15 protein-coding genes are annotated in these 20,128 nt (G+C 69.2%); 8 read left to right on the top strand and 7 right to left on the bottom strand.

All coding sequences use genetic code 11. From position 1 onward, the window contains the following. Positions 1-33: 33 nt before the first annotated feature. The gene (gene glnA / locus ACZ6JE_RS04250) at positions 34-1,458 is read right to left on the bottom strand and encodes a type I glutamate--ammonia ligase (protein WP_192060253.1); all 1,425 of its coding nucleotides are present in this window, start codon (positions 1,456-1,458) and stop codon (positions 34-36) included. A gap of 143 nt (positions 1,459-1,601) precedes the next feature. Between glnA and ACZ6JE_RS04245 the strand changes: the two genes are divergently transcribed. Continuing rightward, complete coding sequence (locus tag ACZ6JE_RS04245; protein WP_192060254.1) at positions 1,602-2,048, top strand: RDD family protein; 447 nt, start codon at positions 1,602-1,604, stop codon at positions 2,046-2,048. A gap of 75 nt (positions 2,049-2,123) precedes the next feature. Here the strand turns inward: ACZ6JE_RS04245 and ACZ6JE_RS04240 are convergent, their stop codons facing one another. After that, the gene (locus ACZ6JE_RS04240; RefSeq protein WP_192060255.1) at positions 2,124-2,843 is read right to left on the bottom strand and encodes a DUF4191 domain-containing protein; all 720 of its coding nucleotides are present in this window, start codon (positions 2,841-2,843) and stop codon (positions 2,124-2,126) included. Positions 2,844-2,964: 121 nt separating this feature from the next. On the opposite strand from ACZ6JE_RS04240, the gene ACZ6JE_RS04235 reads away from it, so the two are divergent. Beyond that, a complete protein-coding gene (locus tag ACZ6JE_RS04235) occupies positions 2,965-4,305 on the top strand; it encodes a protein kinase family protein (RefSeq protein ID WP_464318274.1) in 1,341 nt (446 codons plus the stop codon). Positions 4,306-4,316: 11 nt separating this feature from the next. Here ACZ6JE_RS04235 and sucB read toward each other — a convergent pair whose 3' ends face one another. The 3 genes from sucB to ACZ6JE_RS04220 all read right to left on the bottom strand — a co-directional run bounded on the left by sucB (position 4,317) and on the right by ACZ6JE_RS04220 (position 8,879). After that, positions 4,317-5,810, bottom strand: a complete 1,494-nt coding sequence (gene sucB / locus ACZ6JE_RS04230) for a 2-oxoglutarate dehydrogenase, E2 component, dihydrolipoamide succinyltransferase (protein WP_192060257.1) — start codon at positions 5,808-5,810, stop codon at positions 4,317-4,319. 56 nt (positions 5,811-5,866) lie between these two features. After that, positions 5,867-7,240: a dihydrolipoyl dehydrogenase gene (gene lpdA, locus ACZ6JE_RS04225; protein ID WP_243215737.1), complete on the bottom strand. Its 1,374-nt coding sequence runs from the start codon at positions 7,238-7,240 to the stop codon at positions 5,867-5,869. 160 nt (positions 7,241-7,400) lie between these two features. Then, positions 7,401-8,879, bottom strand: coding sequence for a leucyl aminopeptidase (locus ACZ6JE_RS04220; protein WP_192060259.1), 1,479 nt, complete (start codon positions 8,877-8,879; stop codon positions 7,401-7,403). Between the two features lie 85 nt (positions 8,880-8,964). Here ACZ6JE_RS04220 and ACZ6JE_RS04215 point away from each other — a divergent pair, with 85 nt between their 5' ends. The 5 genes from ACZ6JE_RS04215 (at position 8,965) to ACZ6JE_RS04195 (ending at position 14,785) form a co-directional block, all read left to right on the top strand. Further along, positions 8,965-9,882: a proteasome assembly chaperone family protein gene (locus tag ACZ6JE_RS04215; RefSeq protein WP_192060260.1), complete on the top strand. Its 918-nt coding sequence runs from the start codon at positions 8,965-8,967 to the stop codon at positions 9,880-9,882. A gap of 83 nt (positions 9,883-9,965) precedes the next feature. After that, complete coding sequence (locus ACZ6JE_RS04210; RefSeq protein ID WP_464318273.1) at positions 9,966-11,306, top strand: MFS transporter; 1,341 nt, start codon at positions 9,966-9,968, stop codon at positions 11,304-11,306. A gap of 248 nt (positions 11,307-11,554) precedes the next feature. Continuing rightward, entirely contained in the window at positions 11,555-12,769 is a 1,215-nt protein-coding gene (locus ACZ6JE_RS04205) for an RNA polymerase sigma factor (protein WP_192060262.1), read from the top strand. Positions 12,770-12,773: 4 nt separating this feature from the next. After that, complete coding sequence (locus ACZ6JE_RS04200) at positions 12,774-14,033, top strand: MurT ligase domain-containing protein (RefSeq protein ID WP_192060263.1); 1,260 nt, start codon at positions 12,774-12,776, stop codon at positions 14,031-14,033. Beyond that, positions 14,030-14,785, top strand: coding sequence for a type 1 glutamine amidotransferase (locus ACZ6JE_RS04195; RefSeq protein ID WP_192060264.1), 756 nt, complete (start codon positions 14,030-14,032; stop codon positions 14,783-14,785). Before ACZ6JE_RS04200 ends, ACZ6JE_RS04195 begins: the two co-directional genes overlap by 4 nt. A gap of 78 nt (positions 14,786-14,863) precedes the next feature. Here the strand turns inward: ACZ6JE_RS04195 and ACZ6JE_RS04190 are convergent, their stop codons facing one another. Next, positions 14,864-15,091 carry a DUF7455 domain-containing protein gene (locus ACZ6JE_RS04190; RefSeq protein WP_192060265.1) on the bottom strand — a complete coding sequence of 76 codons (228 nt, stop codon included), beginning with the start codon at positions 15,089-15,091 and terminating at the stop codon, positions 14,864-14,866. A 223-nt stretch (positions 15,092-15,314) separates the two neighbouring features. On the opposite strand from ACZ6JE_RS04190, the gene ACZ6JE_RS04185 reads away from it, so the two are divergent. Then, a complete protein-coding gene (locus tag ACZ6JE_RS04185) occupies positions 15,315-17,411 on the top strand; it encodes a DNA gyrase/topoisomerase IV subunit B (RefSeq protein WP_243215735.1) in 2,097 nt (698 codons plus the stop codon). A 147-nt stretch (positions 17,412-17,558) separates the two neighbouring features. Here the strand turns inward: ACZ6JE_RS04185 and ACZ6JE_RS04180 are convergent, their stop codons facing one another. Next, complete coding sequence (locus ACZ6JE_RS04180; protein WP_464318272.1) at positions 17,559-20,123, bottom strand: DNA gyrase/topoisomerase IV subunit A; 2,565 nt, start codon at positions 20,121-20,123, stop codon at positions 17,559-17,561. Positions 20,124-20,128: the final 5 nt, after the last annotated feature.

The following is a 20,128-nucleotide window of genomic DNA, read 5'->3' as shown; positions in this document are numbered from 1 at the left end:
GTAGGGGAGCGGGCCTCGCGCGGTGCTCGGAGGTCAGACGCCGAAGTACAGCTCGAACTCGAACGGGTGGGGACGCTGCGCCATGGGCAGGATCTCCTTCTCGCGCTTGTAGGCGATCCAGGTCTCGATGAGGTCTTCCGTGAAGACGTTGCCCTTGGTGAGGAACTCGTGGTCGGCCTCGAGCGCGTCGAGCGCACCGTCGAGCGACGCGGGCACCTGGGGGATGCCCTTCGCCTCCTCCGGGGGCAGCTCGTAGAGGTCCTTGTCGACCGGCTCGTGCGGCTCGATGCGGTTCTGGATGCCGTCGAGGCCGGCCATCAGCTGAGCGGCGAACGCCAGGTACGGGTTCGAGGCGGCGTCGGGGACGCGGAACTCGATGCGCTTGGCCTTCGGGTTCGTGCCGGTGATCGGGATGCGGATCGCGGCCGAGCGGTTGCCCGCCGAGTACACGAGGTTGACGGGGGCCTCAAAGCCGGGGATCAGACGGTGGTACGAGTTGATCGACGGGTTCGTGAAGGCCAGGACGGCGGGGGCGTGCTTGAGCAGGCCGCCGATGTACCAGCGGGCGAGGTCGGAGAGACCGCCGTAGCCGTTCTCGTCGTAGAACAGGGGCTTGCCGTCGCTCCACAGCGACTGGTGCGTGTGCATGCCCGAGCCGTTGTCGCCGAAGAGGGGCTTGGGCATGAAGGTCGCGACCTTGCCCCACATCTCGGCGGTGTTCTTGACGATGTACTTGAACTTCAGGATGTCGTCGGCCGCGTGGACCATCGTGTCGAACTTGTAGTTGATCTCCTGCTGACCGCCGGTGCCCACCTCGTGGTGCGCGCGCTCGAGCTCGAGGCCGGCGTCGATCAGCCGCAGGCTGATGTCGTCGCGGAGGTCGGCGGTCTTGTCGACCGGGCTGACCGGGAAGTACCCACCCTTGTAGGCCGTCTTGTTGGCGAGGTTGCCGCCTTCTTCGACGCGACCGGTGTTCCAGGCGCCCTCTTCGCTGTCGACGCTGTAGAAGCTGGCGTTCTGCTTCACCTCGTAGCGGACGTCGTCGAAGATGTAGAACTCGGCTTCGGGGGCGAAGAACGCCGTGTCCGCGATGCCCGTCGATGCAAGGTACTTCTCGGCCTTCTTGGCCACCTGACGCGGGTCGCGGCTGTAGAGCTCGCCGTTGCGCGGGTTGAAGATGTCGAAGACGAGGATGAGCGTGCGCTCGGCACGGAACGGGTCGACGTATCCGGTCGTGACGTCGGGGATGAGCTGCATGTCCGACTCGTGGATGGAGGCGAAGCCACGGATGGACGATCCGTCGAAGAGCTGCCCGACGGAGAAGAACTCCTCGTCGACCGTGGAGGCGGGGATGTTGAAGTGCTGCTGGACACCGGGAAGATCGGTGAAGCGGATGTCAAGGAACTTGACGTCGGTGTCCTTGATGAACTTCAGCACCTCGGAAGAATCAGTGAACATACGAGATGTCTCTCCAATGGGCTTGACTGGAACGGATCGGCCACGGCTGCAGCCTGTATCGAGGGTATTGAGGGGCCGTTTCGCCGCAGTGTCCCTGATGTTTCCGGCATGTTACGGCTGCCCTGATCGGTAGGCTCATGGGCATGCCTCAGACCCCTCGAACACCGCCCGGCGGCCCCGACAGGGCAGGAGGCGCGGCGGGCGGACAACAGGCCTGGCCCGGTCGTCGACTCGGTCTCCCCGAGAGCGGACCGCGGTCGATCGCGAGACTCGGGCGCCGCGTCGCCGCCATCGCGATCGACTGGGCTCTCGCCTACATCGTGGCCTTCGCGTTCTTCGGGGGCGAGGGCATCGCCATCACGATCGTCTTCGTCCTCGTGCAGATCGTCTTCCTGATCACGCTCGGCGGCACGATCGGTCATCTCGCCCTGCGGATGCGGGTGGTGCCGATGGCCGGCGGGTACCTCGGCCTCTGGCGCCCCGTCGTGCGGACTCTGCTGGTCGCCCTGGTGATCCCCGCCGTGGTCTTCGACCTCGACCAGCGCGGTCTCCACGACCGGATCGCCGGCACCGTGCTCGTCCGCGTCTGACCGTCCGGTCACGACGAAGCCGCCGCCGTTCCCGAGGGGGAGCGGCGGCGGCTTCGTGATCGCAGGAGGCGCGGGTCAGCGCGGTCGACCGGCGCGGGCCTTGAACGGGTCGACGCCCTTGGGGATGGGCAGGCCGTTCTGACCGAGCGACTGCAGGCGGTTGCCCACCGCCAGGACCTCGTTGCGGTTGATGGCCTTCTTCAGCTTGTTCATCCGACCGGCCAGCTTGTGCAGCGGCACGGCGTCCGAGTCGGGGCCCACGTGGAGGACCGTGATCGGGACGTTGGGGAGGACCCGGGCGACCTTGCGACGCTCCTCGTCGACCAGGCGCTTCGTCTGGCCGGCCGCGCCCTCGGCGATGAGCACGACTCCCGGCTTGCCGACCGCGCGGTAGACCGCGGCCTGGCTCCGGCCCTGGACGGCGACGGGCATCTCGTTTGCACGCCAGGCGCGGCGGAGGCCGCTCTTCATGACCGCGCCCACGGCGCCGGGCTGACCCTCGATCTGCGAGTAGGCCGCGCGCTCCGCACGACGACCGAGCACGAGCAGCAGCAGCAGGATGCCGAGCATGACGCCGACCACGATGTAGAGGACGAGCGCGAGGACGTTCCCCTCGGAGAGCAGGATGCCCGCGGCCACACCGAGCAGGATCGGGACGATCAGCACCGCCAGCATCAGCGGCAGCGCCGTCTTGTCGATCCGGCGGGTCATCTGGAAGACCTGCCACATCTGCTTGAAACGGCCCGGTTCCTTGGGCGGTTTCGGGGTCGTGTTCTCCGGAGACTTACGTGCCATGCTCACAGGATACGGGTTCGCCCGCCGTCACGAGTCCTCCCCGAGACCGCCGTCCGCGAACGCGTCCCCAGACGGCCGCCGGCTCCGCCGTCCCCGTGCCGGCGTGCACGACACTCGAGTCATGTCGAGCACCCGTGTCGGGCCCTACGAGGCCGAGCCCGTCGACGGGCCTCCGCCGTTCCGGTGGTGGACCTCGACGCGGTCGTCGGGCGAGCCCGTGCTGCTCCGCGCCTCCCCCTCCTCGACCCGTGAGGCCCTCGTCGAGGCAGCGGCCCTGTGCTGCGCCGACCACCCCCATGTGGTCGAGGTGCTCGATGTCTTCCACTTCGACGGTCGACCGGTCGTGGTGACCCGGGGTGTCCCGTCGATCCGGCTCGACGCCTGGCTCGCGGGCCGCGGGGCGCTCGCGCGCGGCGAGGCCGTCACCCTCGTCGTGCCCCTGGCCTCCGCACTCGGGCACCTGGCCGCTCGGGGCGTGGTCCCCGCGGTGCTGCCGCCTCACTGCATCGGGATCGACGATCGCGGTGCACCGGTCATCATCGGTCTGAGCTCCGGCGACGTCGCGGTCTCGACCGCGCCGCCGGATGCCCTCTCCGGCACGCTCTCGACAGCGGCTCTCGCCGGCCACCCCGGGGTGGTCGATCTCTGGTCGCTGGTCGTCGACCGCCTCGACGACGAGTCGTGCCGGGGCGTGCCGCCGACCACCCCCGACGAGCTGCTCGAGTGGGCTCATGACCTCGGCGAGCCCCGGCCGTTGCCGACGGTCTTCCTCACCCCAGCGGTCGGTGCCGTGGGGGAGCAGTCGACGGCGACCCTGCGGACGGCGCCCCGCGAGACACCCGCCTGGCTGGCCGTGCTGCCCGAGAGCGCCCTGATCGACCGGGCCCTCGCCTGGTGGCACGATCGACCGCGGGCTCCGCTGCGGGATCGACTCCGAGTCGTCCGTCCCCGCTTCTGGGTCGTGGCCGGCGTGCTCGTCCTGTCTCTCGTGGGGGCGTCCCTCCTCTCTCCGAGGGAGGATGCCGCGACGGATGCCGACGGGCTTCCCCGCCCGTCGACGTCCCCGCTGCGGGCGGATGCGTCGGGAGGGCTGCCGCCGGGCATGTCGCCGACCGTCACCACCCCCTCCGCCGAGGAGGCCGTGCTGCGAGGTGACGACGCAGCAGCCGCGACGGCCGTCCTGCTGGAGGCGCGGGTCGAGTGCCTGAGAGACCCCACCCCCTCCTGCATCGCCGCGTTCGACCACCACGGGTCACCCCTCGCCCGGTCGGATTCGGCACTGGTCGACGACCCCGCCGCCACCGCCCAGGCGCTCCTGCCGACCCGCCTGGGCCCGGAGACCCAGCGTCTCGGCGAGAGCGTGCTGTTCGAAGCTCACACCGCGGACGACGAACCGGCCTCGGTCCTCGTGGTGAGGACCGAGGCCGGTTGGCGGCTTCGCGAGATCATCGCCCGTCAGTGACGGGCTGCGGATCAGATGCCGAGCTTCGCGGTGAAGTCGCCGGCCTCGAGGCGGTCCTTGACGGCGACCAGGAATCGCGCAGCGTCGGCACCGTCGACGATGCGGTGGTCGTACGACAGGGCCAGGTACACCATCGAGCGGACGGCGATCGCCTCGCCACCGTCGGTCTTGACGACCACGGGGCGCTTGACGACGATGCCTGTACCGAGGATGGCGACCTGAGGCAGGAACACCACCGGCGTGTCGAACAGCGCGCCCCGCGAACCCGTGTTCGTCACGGTGAAGGTGCCACCGGCCAGCTCGTCGGGCTTCAGCTTGTTGTCGCGGGTCCGCTGCGCGAGATCGGCGATCTGGGCGGCGATGCCGGCCAGGTCGAGATCGGCGGCGTTCTTGATGACCGGAGTCAGGAGACCCCGTTCGGTGTCGACCGCCATGCTGATGTTCTCGTGGTCGGGGTAGACGATCGAGTCACCGTCCACCGTCGCGTTGAGCTTCGGGTGAGCCTGGAGGGCCTCCGCCGCCGCGAGGGTGAAGAACGGCAGGAAGGACAGCTTGTTGCCGGTCTTCTCCAGGAAGGCGGCCTTGTTCGCGTCGCGGAACGACGCCACCTTGGTGACGTCGACCTCGACGACGCTGGTCAGCTGGGCCATGGCCTGCATCGACTGCACGGCGCGCTCGGCGACGACCTTGCGGAGTCGCGTCATCGGGACGGTCGTTCCACGGAGGGGCGAGATCTCGAGGGGCGCCGGCGCTGCGCTCGTCGACGCCGTGCTCGACTCGGCGGTCTTCGCGGACGCGGCCTCAGCGGCTGAGAGGACGTCCTCCTTGCGGATGCGCCCGCCGACACCGCTGCCCGAGAGGGACGACAGGTCGACGCCCTTCTCGTTCGCGAGCTTGCGGACCAGAGGCGTGACGTAGCCCGCGGTCGAACCGGAGTCCGACGACGGGGCGGCGGCGGGTGCCGCGGCAGCGGGAGCAGCAGCGGCCGGCGCGGCTGCGGCCGGCGCGGCGGGAGCCGACGGCGCTGCGGCGGGGACGGCCGGAGCGGCCTGCGGTGCCGCAGCCTGAGGAGCCGCCGGGGCCGGGTCGACGGCGGGAGCGGGCTCGGGGGCCGAAGCCTCGGCCTCCTCGCCGGGTGCCGGAGCAGCGGACGAGGGCAGCTCGGCGTCCCCGGCGTCGTCGCCATCTTCGGCGGCGGCTTCGGGCTCGTCGGACTGCTCGGCGTCGTCGCTCGACTCGCCGGCGTCCTCGGCCGGTGCGTCGGACGAGCCGTCGCCGATGCGGACGAGTGCCGTGCCGACCTCGACGGTCTCGTCTTCCGGCACGAGGATCTCTTCGATCACACCGGCCACGGGCGACGGGATCTCGGTGTCGACCTTGTCGGTCGAGACCTCGAGCAGCGGCTCGTCGACCTCGACGCGGTCACCGACATTCTTGAGCCAGCGGGTGACCGTGCCCTCGGTGACGCTCTCACCGAGTGCCGGGAGGTTGACGGATTCGCTCATCTGTGGAACTCCTTTGACGACATTGCGTGTCTTTGTGTGTGTAAGTGCGGTGGGTGCTACATCGCGTGAAGCGGCTTGCCGGCCAGAGCCAGCATCGCCTCACCGAGAGCTTCGTTCTGCGTCGGGTGCGCGTGGATCAGGGGCGCGACGTCCTCGGGGTAGGCCTCCCAGTTGACGGCCAGCTGAGCCTCGCCGATCAGCTCGCCCACGCGGGCGCCGATCATGTGGACGCCGACCACGGGCCCGTCGACGACGCGGACGACCTTGACCGAACCCGCAGTGCCGATGATGTGGCTCTTGCCGTTGCCGGCGAGGTTGTAGTCGTAGCTGGTGATCTTGTCGGAGCCGTGCTTCTCCGAGGCCTTCGCCTCGGTGAGACCGACTGAGGCGACCTCGGGGTCGGAGTACGTGACCTTGGGGATGTTGACGTCCTCGATCACGACGGGCTTCAGGCCCGCGATCTCCTCGGCGACGAAGATGCCGTGCTGGAAGCTCCGGTGCGCGAGCTGGAGTCCGGGGACGATGTCGCCCACGGCGTAGACGCCGGGCACCGAGGTGGCGAGGCGCTCGTTCGTGATGACGAAGCCGCGGTCGACCGTCACTCCGGCCTCCTCGAAGCCGAGACCGGCCGTCGAGGGGCCGCGACCCACCGCGACCAGCAGGAGGTCGGCGTCGAACGTCTTGCCGTCCTCCAGCGTCACGACGACGCCATCGTCGTTCTGGGTGACTCCCTGGAATCGCACACCGAGCGAGAATTCGATGCCGCGTTTGCGGAACGCGCGCTCGAACTGCTTGCTGATCGATTCCTCCTCGTTGGGGACGAGGTGGGGGAGCGCCTCGATGATGGTGACCTCGGCGCCGAAGGACTTCCAGACGCTGGCGAACTCGACGCCGATCACGCCGCCGCCCAGGATGGCGACCTTGTTCGGGACGTGGTCGAGGGCGAGAGCCTGCTCGCTCGTGATGACCTTCCCTCCGATGTCGAGCCCGGGGAGGCTGCGCGAGTACGAACCGGTGGCGAGGACGATGTTCTTCGCCTTCAGGGTCGTGTCGCCGACCTGGACGGTCGACGGCGACGTGAGTCGACCCTCGCCCTCGACGGTCGTGATCTTGCGCGCCTTCAGCAGACCCTGGAGACCCTTGTACTTGCTGGCGACGACACCCTCGCGGTAGGTCGTCACGGCCGGGATGTCGATCCCGTGGAAGTCGGTGTGCACGCCGTACTTGGCCGACTCGCGCGAGACGTCGGCCACCTCGGCCGAGTGCAGGAGCGCCTTGGTGGGGATGCATCCCCGGTGGAGGCAGGTCCCGCCGACCTTGTCCTTCTCGACCAGCGCGACGCTCAGCCCCAGCTCGGTCGCCCGCAGCGCCGCGGCGTATCCGCCGCTCCCGCCACCGAGCACCACCAGGTCAAAATTCTGTTCCGACACCCAGCAACTCCCTCGTGCGTTCGGAGGTACCCCGCGCCGGGTGGGGAGGCGCCGTCGTGGTGACGACGACACGTCGCCCGCTTCGCCTCCGACGTGTCGTGGAGGCGGACCGGCGTTCAGGGACCGTTCTCGACGGGATTCTCCCGCCTCGTCGACCCTACTACGCGGCCGAAAAGTCGGAGGCCAGCTCTAGCAGGGTTCTCACGGAAACGCCGGTAGAGCCCTTGCCGGTGTAGCCGTAGCCGCCGGCCTTGTTGTTCGACGGGCCGGCGATGTCGAGGTGGACCCACGGGAGTGCGGTGTCGGCGCCGTCCTTCTTCCCCACGAACTCGTTCAGGAACACCCCGGCGAGCAGCATCCCCGCAGCGGTGTTGCCGGGGGTCGCGTTCACGAGGTCCGCCACGTCGGACGCCAGGCGCGCCTTGAGCTCGCCGGGCAGGGGCATGCGCCAGAACGTCTCGCCGATCGAGTCGGCCAGCTCGACCACGCGGGAGGCCAGCGCGTCGTTGCCCATGACTCCGACGGTGCGCATCCCGAGTGCGACCACCTGGGCGCCGGTCAGGGTCGCCACGTCGACGATCGCGTCCGGCTGCTCCTCGCTGGCCGCGACGAGACCGTCGGCCATGACCAGGCGGCCCTCCGCGTCGGTGTTCGTCACCTCGACGGTGGTGCCGCCCTTGATGGTCAGGACGTCGTCGGGCCGGATCGCCGTGCCGCTCGGCATGTTCTCGGCGACGCACAGCCAGGCGGTCAGACGCACGGGCAGCGCCAGCTCGGCGGCCGCGACGGTGACGGCGAGCACGGTGGCCGCACCCGTCATGTCGTCCTTCATGCCGAGCATCGAGGCTGCGGGCTTCAGCGAGAGCCCGCCGGTGTCGTACGTGATGCCCTTGCCGACCAGGGCCAGGTGCTTCGTCGCCCCCTCGGGGCGGTATTCGACCTTGACCAGGCGCGGGCCCCGGCTCGAGCCCTGGCCGACGCCGAGGATGCCTCCGAAGCCGCCCGCCAGCAGTTCGTCCTCGGCGAGCACGGTGACCTCGAGGGCGGTGCCCTCGGCCAGCGAGACGGCCTTGTCGGCGAGCGCCTGGGGGAACATCTGCTGCGGGGGAGTGTTCGAGAGGTCACGGACCGTGTGCACGGCGGTCGCGACGATGCGGGCCCGCTCGGCGGTCGCCGGATCGACCGGCACGTCGGTGGCGAGCACGATGTCGTGTGCGTGTCGACGGGAGTCCGACGCGGTCGTGGAGCGGAACGCGTCGAATTCGTACGAGGCGATGGCGGCTCCCTCCAGCGCGGCCAGCGCCTCCTGGGTGCCGGTCACGGGGAGGGCGATCACGACGCGGTCGACGCCCGTCAGCTGACGGACGGCCGATCCGGCCGCGTAGCGCAGCGATTCGGCGTCGACGGTGTCGCCGAGTCCGATCAGTGCGATTCCGGAGGCGCGCACGGCCGTGCCGGGCAGCCGGACCAGCTCGTCGCGCGCCCCGGTCACGCCGACGGCGGAGAGGACGTCAGCCAGGCCTTCGACCGGAGTGGTGAGCTCCGGGCCCGACGAGGTCTTGCGGACGCCGACGACGAGGACGTCCCCCTCGATCTCGGCGGGGGTGGTCGTGCTGGTGGTCAGAGTCGAAACGGTCATGCCTCGATGGTAGCCACGGCTCTGTTCGCTCTCGGCACGTGGCGACGGCCTGCGGAGCACCTCGCCGGTATCTAGGCTTGTCGACATGCACGACCCCGCCGGACTCTACGACCTCTCGATCGACGCCCCGAACGTCCCCGACGGGCTGCCCCTCGTCGCGGGCCTGACCGGTTTCGCCGACGCCGGCTCGGCGGTGAGTCAACTCGCCGAGTACATGATCGACACTCTCGACAGCACGCTGGTCGCTTCGTTCGACACCGACGAGCTCCTCGACTACCGGGCGCGTCGTCCGGTCTTCACCTTCGACCAGGACCACGTGAGCGAGGTCTCGGTCGCCCGTCTGTCCCTGCACCTGATGAGCGACGACATCGGTCAGCCGTTCCTCCTCCTGTCGGGCTTCGAGCCCGACTTCCAGTGGAACCGCTTCACGGCGGCCGTCGTCCAGCTCGTGGAGCGCTACCGGGTCTCGACGACGACCTGGGTCCACTCCATCCCGATGCCCGTGCCTCACACCAGGCCGATCGGCGTCACGGTGAGCGGCAACCGCGCGGACCTCATCGAGTCGCTCTCGGTGTGGAAGCCCGTCACGCAGGCGCCGGCCAACGCCCTCCACCTCATCGAGCACCGTCTCGGCCAGGACGGTCACCCCACGGCCGGATTCGTCCTCCTCGTGCCGCACTACCTCGCCGACACGGAGTTCCCCGACGCGGCGGTCGCCGCGCTGTCGAGCATCAGCGCGGCCACCGGGCTCATCTTCCCCACCGACCGTCTCCGCGAGGAGGGGCGCGAGTTCCTCGTCAAGGTGGAGGAGCAGGTGCACGGCAACACCGAGCTGTCGAGACTCGTCGCGACCCTCGAAGAGCGCCACGACACGTACATGGAGGGCAACCCCCTGCCGTCGCCGCTCACCGACCAGGACGGCAAGGTGCCGACGGCCGACGCGCTGGCGGCCGAGCTCGAGAAGTTCCTGGCGCGCAGGACCGACGGCGACACGTCCGCCTGACCCGCGCCTCCTCGGCCGTCGTCCCGTCCACGGGCACGCGTGGTCGGCGGCGGATGCGCTCGTCGCTCGGGTAGATTCGTCGGGTGAACTCGAAGCGCGCCTGGCTCGTCTGGGGCGCGGCCGTCTTCGCCTACATCGTCGCGGTGATGCAGCGATCGTCCCTCGGGGTGTCGGTCGTCGAGGCCCGCCAGCTCTTCGACGTCTCCGCATCGACCCTCTCGACCCTGGCCGTCGTCCAGCTGGTGGTCTACGCCGGTCTGCAGATCCCGGTGGGCGTCATGCTCGATCGGGTCGGACCGAAGGCGCTGATCGTCACCGGAGGGGTGCTGCTCGGCGTCGGACAGCTCGTGGTCGCCGTCTCACCCCCGACGATCGGCTTCGCGATCGTCGGCCGCATGCTCGTGGGCGCGGGCGACGCGATGACCTTCATCTCGGTGATGCGGTTGCTGCCGTCGTGGTTCCGGGGGCCGATCCTGCCGCAGGTGTCGCAGTGGACGGGGAACATCGGTCAGTTCGGTCAGATCCTCTCGGCCGTGCCGCTGTCGATCGTGCTGCACGGCGTGGGATGGTCGCCGGCCTTCATCAGCGCCGCGGCGCTCTCCGTCATCGCGGTCGCCGTCGTGGTCATGCTCGTGTCCGAGGCGCCCGAGGGCGTGATACCGCGCTCTACGACCACGACCTGGCGATCCGCCGGGCGTCAGCTGGTCGAGAGCGCCCGCCGCCCGGGGACCCGTCTCGGATTCTGGTCGCACTTCGTCACGCAGTCCTCCGGTACGGTCTTCAGCCTGCTCTGGGGCGTGCCGTTCCTGGTCGGGGGCCTGGGGCTGAGCTCGGGCGAGGCGTCCGGTCTGCTCGCCGTCCTCGTCGCCTCGGGTGTCGTCGCCGGCCCCATCCTCGGCCTGCTCGTCGCCCGGTTCCCCCTCCGGCGCTCGAACCTCGTGCTCGGCATCGTGTTCGCCATGGCCGCCGTCTGGACCCTCGTGCTGGCCTGGCCCGGGACCCCGCCTCCCTGGCTCGCCGTCGTGCTCGTCGTCGTCCTGGGCGTGGGCGGACCGGGGTCGATCATCGGCTTCGACTTCGCACGGACCTTCAACCCCCTGCGCAGTCTCGGCGTCGCCAACGGCATCGTCAACGTCGGAGGTTTCCTGGCGAGCTTCGTCATGATGTTCCTCATCGGCGTGGTGCTCGATCAGCTCGACTCCGCCCGCGTCGCCTCCGGGGCCCCGAGCGACATCTTCGCGTTCGAGTCGTTCCGGATCGCGTTCCTCGTCCAGTACCTCGTCGTCGGGACGGGCGTCGCCTGCCTCGTCGTCGAGCGACGTCGGACCCGCCGGGGCCTGCGACACGAGGAGGGCATCGAGGTCGCGCCCATCTGGGTCGCGGCTCTCCGGCGCTGGCGGATGCGGCGCGGGCCACGGGGCTGAGAGCCGCCTCCGCGGTGTCGGGCCGTGGGCGCGGGGCGTGTAATAATGGATCACGGACCCGTTCGTTTCTCGTTCACCCCGTCGTCGCTGTCGCGATCGACTTCCGGCACGAGACTTGACATGGGTCCTAGTACTGCCCGAAATCGACCGACGCCATCCGTTTGCCGGTCGAGGTCCGACGAGCACGGTCCCACCGATCACGCTGGTCGCACCCGGACCCGAGCAATAGAGATGTGAAAGGTGTTCGCATGGCTACCCGCAGCAAGGCGACCACGGCCTCAGACGAGTCCGTGACCGACGAGACGAAGGTCGCGGCCGACGTCCCCGCGAAGAAGGCGCCCGCGAAGCGCGCTCCGGCCAAGAAGGCCGCCCCCAAGGCTGCCAAGGCCGCCGACGAGGCTCCGGCCGACGACGACGCCGAGTCGCAGGAGGCCCCCGCCGAGACGGACGCCGACGCGACCGACAAGGCCCCCGAGATCCTGCCCAAGGGCGCACTCGTCATCTCTCAAGACGACGACGACGAGATGCCGGTCTACTCGACGACCATCACGGGCGCCACGGCCGACCCGGTCAAGGACTACCTGAAGCAGATCGGCAAGGTCGCCCTTCTGAACGCCGCCGAAGAGGTGGAGCTGGCGATGCGGATCGAAGCCGGTCTGTTCGCCGAAGACAAGCTGGCGGCCAGCTCCGGTTTGAGCAAAGAGCTCGAGCGCGAACTCCGCTGGGTCGCGCGCGACGGACAGCGTGCGAAGAGCCACCTGCTCGGTGCCAACCTCCGCCTCGTGGTCAGCCTCGCCAAGCGCTACACGGGCCGTGGGATGCAGTTCCTCGACCTGATCCAAGAGGGCAACCTCGGTCTGATCCGCGCCGTCGAGAAGTTCGACTACACCAAGGGATTCAAGTTCTCGACCTACGCCACCTGGTGGATCCGTCAGGCCATCACCCGGGCCATGGCCGACCAGGCCCGCACCATCCGCATCCCCGTGCACATGGTCGAGGTCATCAACAAGCTCGCCCGCGTGCAGCGTCAGATGCTCCAGGATCTCGGTCGCGAGCCCACGCCCGAAGAGCTCTCGCGCGAGCTCGACATGACCCCCGAGAAGGTCGTCGAGGTCCAGAAGTACGGGCGCGAGCCGATCTCGCTGCACACTCCTCTCGGTGAAGACGGCGACAGCGAGTTCGGCGACCTCATCGAAGACACGGAGGCTGTCGTCCCGGCCGACGCCGTGGGCTTCACCATGCTGCAGAAGCAGCTCGAGTCGCTGCTCGACAGCCTCTCCGAGCGTGAGGCGGGCGTCATCCGGATGCGCTTCGGCCTGGGTGACGGCATGCCCAAGACGCTCGATCAGATCGGCGACACCTTCGGCGTGACGCGCGAGCGCATCCGCCAGATCGAGTCCAAGACGATGGCCAAGCTGCGCCACCCGTCCCGATCGCAGTCGCTCCGCGACTACCTCGAGTAGAGACATGAAGTACGTCGTCCCCGTCCTGGCGGGCCGGATCGTCCGCGCCCTCGCGCGCCTCCGAGGCGGGGGATCCGCCTATCCGGGGCGCACGGTCCTCGCCCTCGCCCCCGACTTCCTCACCCATGTCTCGTCGCAGTTCGAGCGCGGGGTCGTCTTCGTCCTCGGTTCGAACGGCAAGTCGACGACGACGATGATGCTGACCGAGACGCTGCGGGCTCACGGTCTCACGGTGTTCACGAACCCCACCGGCGCCAACCTGCCGCAGGGGATCGCGTCGGCGTTCCTCCGTGAGGTCACGCCGTTCGGCGACGTGAAGCACGACATCGGCGTGATCGAGGTCGACGAGGCCTTCGCCGTCGAATTGACGAAGTCCCTGAACCCCTCGACCGTGCTCATGCTGAACGTGCAGGTCGACCAGCTGTACCGCTTCTTCGAGACGGAGCGCGTCGGCACGATGATGACCGACACAGCCGCCCTGGCGACGTCGTCGGTGATCACCAACCGCGACGACCAGCACCTCGGGCCGTACACGGCCCGTCCCGGTCAGTCGGTCACGCGTTTCGGCGCCGCACCGGCGGTCGTCGCGGCATCGCCCAACGGGCTCCAGAACGCCAACGACTTCACCAGGCGGGCCGACGACTCGCTCGACGCGCAAGCCGAGGTCCTGACTCTCGACGGCGCGGGTGCGACCATCCGGGTCGGCGACGTCACGGTCGACGTGCAGCTGCCGGCCCGCGGTCTGCACTACGCCGTCGACGCGGCGGCAGCTCTGCAGACGGCCTCCGTCGTGCTGGGCGGGCCGGTCGACGCCGTGGCCGTCTCTCGCGCCTTCGACGGCATGAAGCCGGCCTACGGGCGGGGTGAGCGCATGTCGCTCGGCACCGACGAGGCCGAGTTCATCATGTTCAAAAACGCAGCGAGTCTGCAGATGAACCTCGACGCGCTTCCGCAGGGGGTCGAGCAGGTGATGCTCGCCATCGACGAGGGCACGCCCGACATCTCGTGGATCTACGACATCGACTTCTCCCACCTCGATCACGTCGACGTGCTCGCGGGCGCCAAAGCCTGGCAGCTGGCCCTCCGGCTCGAACACGAGGGGATCCCCGTGCACGTCATCGAGGAGGACATCTCGAAGGCCATCCGCCTCATGCGCGCTCTCCCGTCGCCCGGTGATCGCACCAAGCACTTCGTGACGAACTACGAGCAGATGATGCTCGCGCGCCGCATCCTCGGCCACCCCGATCTGGAGAAGAGCGCGTGAGCGACGACGTCCTGAGAATCGTCCACGTCTACCCCGAAGAACTCGGGGTGAGCGGTGATCGTGGCAACGTTACGACCCTGGTCGAACGTGCACGACGCGCCGGGATCGACTCGGAGGTCACCGAGTACCGCATCGGGGACGACGTCCCCTCGGTGGCCGACGTGGTCGTGCTGGGCCACGGTCCGCTCTCGGGCGTCCGCTCAGTCAGCGTCGACGCCGTCCGACTCCGCGACGCCTTCGAGGGCTTCGCCCGGTCGGGGGTCCCGGTCGTCGCCGTCGGCGGCGGCATGGAGCTCCTCACACGAGGCGTCGTCACGGTCGAGGGCGACACCGTCGAAGGCGTCGGGTTCTTCGATGCGCTCGTCCGTCGCGGCGCACCGCGACGCACGAACTACTTCCAGGTCACCACCCAGTACGGGGGAGACGACCTCACCCTCTTCGGCTTCGAGGACCACGCCGCCCACCTCGAGCTCGGCGCGGGCTCGCGTCCGTTCGCGACCGTCGTCCACGGCGGCGGCAACGGGTCAGACGGCGCCGAGGGTGTCGTCCGGGGCACGTCGTTCGGCACGCAGCTGAAGGGCCCCCTGCTTCCCCTCAATCCCGGTCTCACGGACCGGATCCTCCGGACGGCGCTCTCGCGTCGCGGCATCTCGTACGGTCTCACCCCGGCCCACGAGAAGCTCGATCAGTACGCGGCCGCGTCGCAACGGGTGATCGCCGACAACCTGGAACGGTCGTTCAAGGCGATGTGACCACGAAGAAGCCCGCACCCTCTCGGAGGGTGCGGGCTTCTTCGTCGAACAGGGCGCCTTGAGGCGCCGAGAGTCCGGTCAGTGCTCGGAGAGCTTGGCGCTCTCGTCGAGCCACTCGATCGCGGTCGGCTCCAGCTTGTCTTTCAGCTTCGCGCCGTGGTGGGCGCAGAAGAAGAGTTGACCGGTGGCCAGGGTCGCACGGATGTACGCCTGGGCTCCGCAGCTGTCGCAGCGGTCGGCTGCGCTCAACTGGTAGCGGGAGCCGAACTCGTCGACGGCTGTCTGGTCGGTGGCCATCTGAGTCATAGGGGTGCTCCTCCTGACGGTGGTGCTGTGGATACGTGTCCTCATCAAAACACGGCTGTGGAGTGATGGTGAGACATTCGGGGGGATTTCGCTCATCGCGTAGACGCTCGACGACGAGAGAGTGTCGGGGTCTCCGTGTCGGTGGCCCTCGTTACCATGGAACGCGACCACCGCCTCCGGAATTCCCCGCTCGTGGTCGCCCGCAACGCGTCAGGAGCACCCATTGGCCACGTCCGACTACTCGGCCCGTCATCTGTCCGTCCTCGAGGGGCTCGAGGCCGTGCGCAAGCGCCCGGGCATGTACATCGGCAGCACCGACTCCCGAGGTCTGATGCACTGCCTCTGGGAGATCATCGACAACTCGGTCGACGAGGCTCTGGGGGGTCACGGCGACTCGATCGACGTCCTGCTGCACGCCGACGACAGCGTCGAGGTCCGTGACACCGCCCGGGGCATCCCCGTCGACATCGAGCCGAAGACGGGCCTGACCGGGGTCGAGGTCGTGTTCACGAAGCTGCACGCCGGCGGCAAGTTCGGCGGGGGGTCCTACGGGTCGTCGGGCGGGCTGCACGGCGTCGGCGCGTCGGTGGTCAATGCGCTCTCCGAGCGTCTCGACGTCGAGGTCGACCGGAACGGCAAGACCTACGCCATGTCCTTCCGGCGTGGCGAGCCCGGCACCTTCGACGACTCCGGCGAGCCCACCCCCGACGCTCCGTTCACGCCGTTCGTGTCGGGCAGCGTGCTGCGCGAGGTCGGCAAGGTCAAGCGAGGCGTCACAGGTACGCGCATCAGGTACTGGGCCGACCGGCAGATCTTCACACGCGGCGCGACCTTCCAGCCCGACGACCTCACGGCGCGTGCCCGTCAGACGGCCTTCCTCATCCCGGGTCTCACCCTGCGCATCCGCGACGAGCGCCCCGGCTCGCTCACCGACGGCGGGTTCCCGCTCGAGAGCACCTTCCGTTTCGACGGCGGCATCAGCGAGTACGTCGAGTTCCTCGCCCCCGACGCCCCGGTCACCGACACCTGGCGCATGACGGGCACCGGCTCGTACACCGAGACCGTGCCGGTCCTCACCGACGGCGGCGCCATGGTCGCCACCGAGCTCACGCGTGAGTGCGAGGTCGACATCGCCCTCCGCTGGGGCAGCGGCTACGAGACGGTCTTCCGGAGCTTCGTGAACATCATCTCGACACCCAAGGGCGGTTCGCATCAGGCCGGGTTCGAGGCGGGGCTGCTGAAGTTCCTCCGTCAGCAGGTCGAGCAGAACGCCCGTCGGCTGAAGGTCGGCACCGACAAGATCGACAAGGACGACGTGCTGGCAGGGCTCACGGCCGTGCTCACGGTCCGCCTCCCCGAACCGCAGTTCGAGGGTCAGACCAAGGAGATCCTCGGCACGCCGGCCGTGAGGGCCATCGTGGCCAACGTCGTCGCGCAGCAATTCGCCGAGCGCTTCGCTTCGACGAAGCGCGACGACAAGACGCAGACGGCGCTCGTGCTCGACAAGGTCGTCGCCGAGATGAAGTCACGCATCGCGGCACGCGCCCACAAAGAGACCCAGCGGCGCAAGAACGCCCTCGAGAACTCGTCATTGCCCGCGAAACTCGTCGACTGCCGGTCGAACGACGTCGCCAACAGCGAGCTGTTCATCGTCGAGGGCGACTCCGCGCTCGGCACGGCCAAGGTCGCCCGCAACAGCGAGTTCCAGGCGCTGCTGCCGATCCGGGGCAAGATCCTGAACGTGCAGAAGGCCTCGGTCAGCGACATGCTCTCGAATCTCGAGTGCGCCTCCATCATCCAGGTGCTCGGCGCGGGGTCCGGGCGCTCCTTCGATCTCTCGTCCGCCCGGTACGGCAAGGTCATCATCATGAGCGACGCCGATGTCGACGGCGCCCACATCCGCACTTTGCTGTTGACGCTGTTCTTCCGCTACATGCGACCGATGATCGAGGCCGGGCGTGTCTTCGCGGCTGTGCCGCCCCTCCATCGCGTCGTGGTCATGCACCCCGGCAGCAAGCCGAACGAGACGATCTACACGTACTCCGAGAAGGAACTGCACGGCGTGCTCGCCGGGCTGAAGCGGACGAACAAGAAGTTCCAGGACCCGATCCAGCGGTACAAGGGCCTCGGCGAGATGGATGCCGAGCAGCTGCGGACGACGACGATGGAGCGGCAGCATCGCATGCTCCGCCGCGTCAAGGTCGACGACGCAGAGAACGCCGCCCGGGTCTTCGAGCTGCTGATGGGCAACGAGGTGGCTCCGCGCAAGGAGTTCATCATCGACGGCTCGGGTATCAGCCGCGACCGCATCGACGTCTGAGAGCAGGGGCGCACGGAGGCCTCAGGCGGCTTGCCGGCGCCCTCGGCACCACTGCGCATGATCGTCGCGTGAGGCGGGCACAGCGAGGCTCGGCGCGGTCAGGCGCGTGAGACGGGCGAGCGGACCACGCTGTCCGCTCGCCCGCCGTCACTCTGCGGGGGCCGACTGGACGGCGCCGGCCGCCGAGTCGTCACCGGCGTCCGCGCCCGCGTCCGCGCCTGCCTCCGCGCCGGTGGCGGAGTCCGCGATGTGCGCGACGGACGCCCCGATCGAGCCGATCTCCGCGGCGAGGGGCGTGCCCGACGCATCGCGTCGCGACAGCTCGGCCGGGAGCTCGCGGACTGCGCCGTCCGCACCGACGGCACGAGCGGGCGCGGGTCCGACCCAGGCGAGGGTGAGGCCGTCCTCGCCCTTGAGCAGGGCGTGCGACCGGACACCGCCGGTGGCCCTGCCCTTGCCGGGGTACTCGTCGAACGCGCTGGTCTTGCCGCGCCCCGGGTCCGTGCCGGCGATGGTGGAGGAGCTGGTCGACACCGTCACGACGACCGCCTCGTGCCCGGCGGGCACGGCGCCGAAGAACAGCACGGTCGACGACTCGGGGAGGTTGATGCCGGCCACACCACCACCCGCCGGGCCCTGCGGACGGACGGCCGACGCCGGGAATCTCAACAGCTGCGTCGACGACGAGACGAAGACGAGCTCGTCGTCGTCGCCGCCCTGCGCCACTCCGACGACCGAGTCGCCCTTCTTCAGACCGATGACCGGGAAATCGGGGCGGGAGGGGTACTGACCCGGGGCCACGCGCTTCACCACGCCTCGTGCGGTGCCGAGGGCGATGGGCCGCTCGGCCGTCAGGGAGACGAGGGCGAGCACCCGTTCGGTGCGATCGGTCAGTCCGATGTAGTCGCGGACGGGCACACCCGCACCGAGCTGCACCGAGGTCGGCGGAACCGACGGGAGGTCGACCGGGGTGAAGCGGATCAGACGACCATGGGTGGTCACCGCCCCGATCTCGGTCCGACTCGTGGTGTCGATCGACGACAGGACGGCATCGTGCTTCGTCCGACGCGGTGGGGGAGTGGGCAGCCCCGAGTCCGGGTCCTGGTGGTCGACGCGGAGGATGCGACCCGTCGTCGAGAGGAAGACCCTCGTGGGGGTGTCCGCGATCTCGAGCACGGGCGACTTCTTACTGCCTCGACCCACGGTCGCCACACTGGGCGCGGCTTCGGTCAGGAGGGTTCGGCGGGGCGTGCCGAACTGCTCGGCGATCTCGCCCAGCTCGCTCGAGACGAGGGCGCGCAGGCGGCGCTTGTCGGCGAGCAGCGCCTTGAGGTCGGCGATGGCGGCGAGCAGTTCGTCGCGCTCGGCCTCGAGCTCGATGCGGCTGAACCTCGTGAGGCGGCGCAGCTGCAGATCGAGGATGTACTCGGCCTGGATCTCGCTCAGGTCGAAGACCTCGCGCAGACGAGCCCTGGCCGCGGCGGTGTCGTCGCTGCTGCGGATGACCTGGATCACCTCGTCGATGTCGACGATGGCGACGAGCAGCCCCTCGACCAGGTGGAGGCGGTCCTCCTTCTTCGCGAGCCGGTACCGCGTGCGCCGGGTCACCACGTCGATGCGGTGGGCGACGTAGACCTCGAGCATCTCCTTCAGCCCGAGCGTGCGCGGCTGCCCCTCGACGAGGGCGACGTTGTTGATGCTGAAGCCGTCTTCGAGCGGCGTGTAGCGGTAGAGCTGCTCGAGCACGGCCTGCGGGCTGAACCCGGTCTTGATGCCGATCACGAGTCTCAGGCCGTGCTTGTGGTCGGTCAGATCGGTGACGTCGGTGATGCCGGTCAGCTTCTTGGCCTGCACGCCGTCCTTGATCTTCTCGATCACCTTCTCGGGCCCGACGAGGTACGGCAGCTCGGTGACGACGAGGCCGTTCTTCCGGGCCGTGATGCTCTCGACCGACACCTTCGCGCGGGTCTTGAAGCTCCCCCGGCCGGTGGCGTAGGCGTCACGCACACCGGCGAGCCCCGAGATGGTGCCACCGGTCGGCAGATCGGGGCCGGGCACGAAGGCCATGAGGTCGTCGAGACTCGCGGAGGGGTGGTCGATCAGATGCCGGGCAGCCCCGACGACCTCGATGAGATTGTGCGGGGCCATGTTGGTCGCCATGCCGACGGCGATGCCGCTGGCGCCGTTGACGAGGAGGTTCGGGAACGCGGCGGGCAGCACCTCGGGCTGCATCAGCTGGTTGTCGTAGTTGGGCACGAAGTCGACGACGTCCTCGCCGAGCCCCTGCGTCATCGCCAGCGACGCCTCGGCGAGTCGGGCCTCCGTGTAGCGGGGGGCGGCCGGCCCGTCGTCGAGCGAGCCGAAGTTGCCGTGCCCGTCGATGAGGGGCACCCGCATGGTGAACGGCTGCGCCTGGCGCACCATGGCGTCGTAGATGGCGGTGTCGCCGTGCGGGTGCAGCTTGCCCATCACCTCGCCCACCACGCGCGCGCTCTTGACGTGCCCGCGGTCGGGACGCAGCCCCATCTCCGACATCTGGTAGAGGATCCGCCGCTGGACGGGCTTCAGCCCGTCGCGGGCGTCCGGCAGGGCCCGCGAGTAGATGACCGAGTACGCGTACTCGAGGAACGAGCCCTGCATCTCGAGCGAGACGTCGATGTCCTCGATGCGTTCGCCGTCGTCGGGAGTGGAGAGGGTGTCGGTCGTCGTCATGCACT

This window comes from Frigoribacterium sp. AC759 (genome assembly GCF_979256015.1).
The sequence above is the reverse complement of the archived record's forward strand: the minus strand, read 5'-3'. Positions and strand labels throughout refer to the sequence as shown.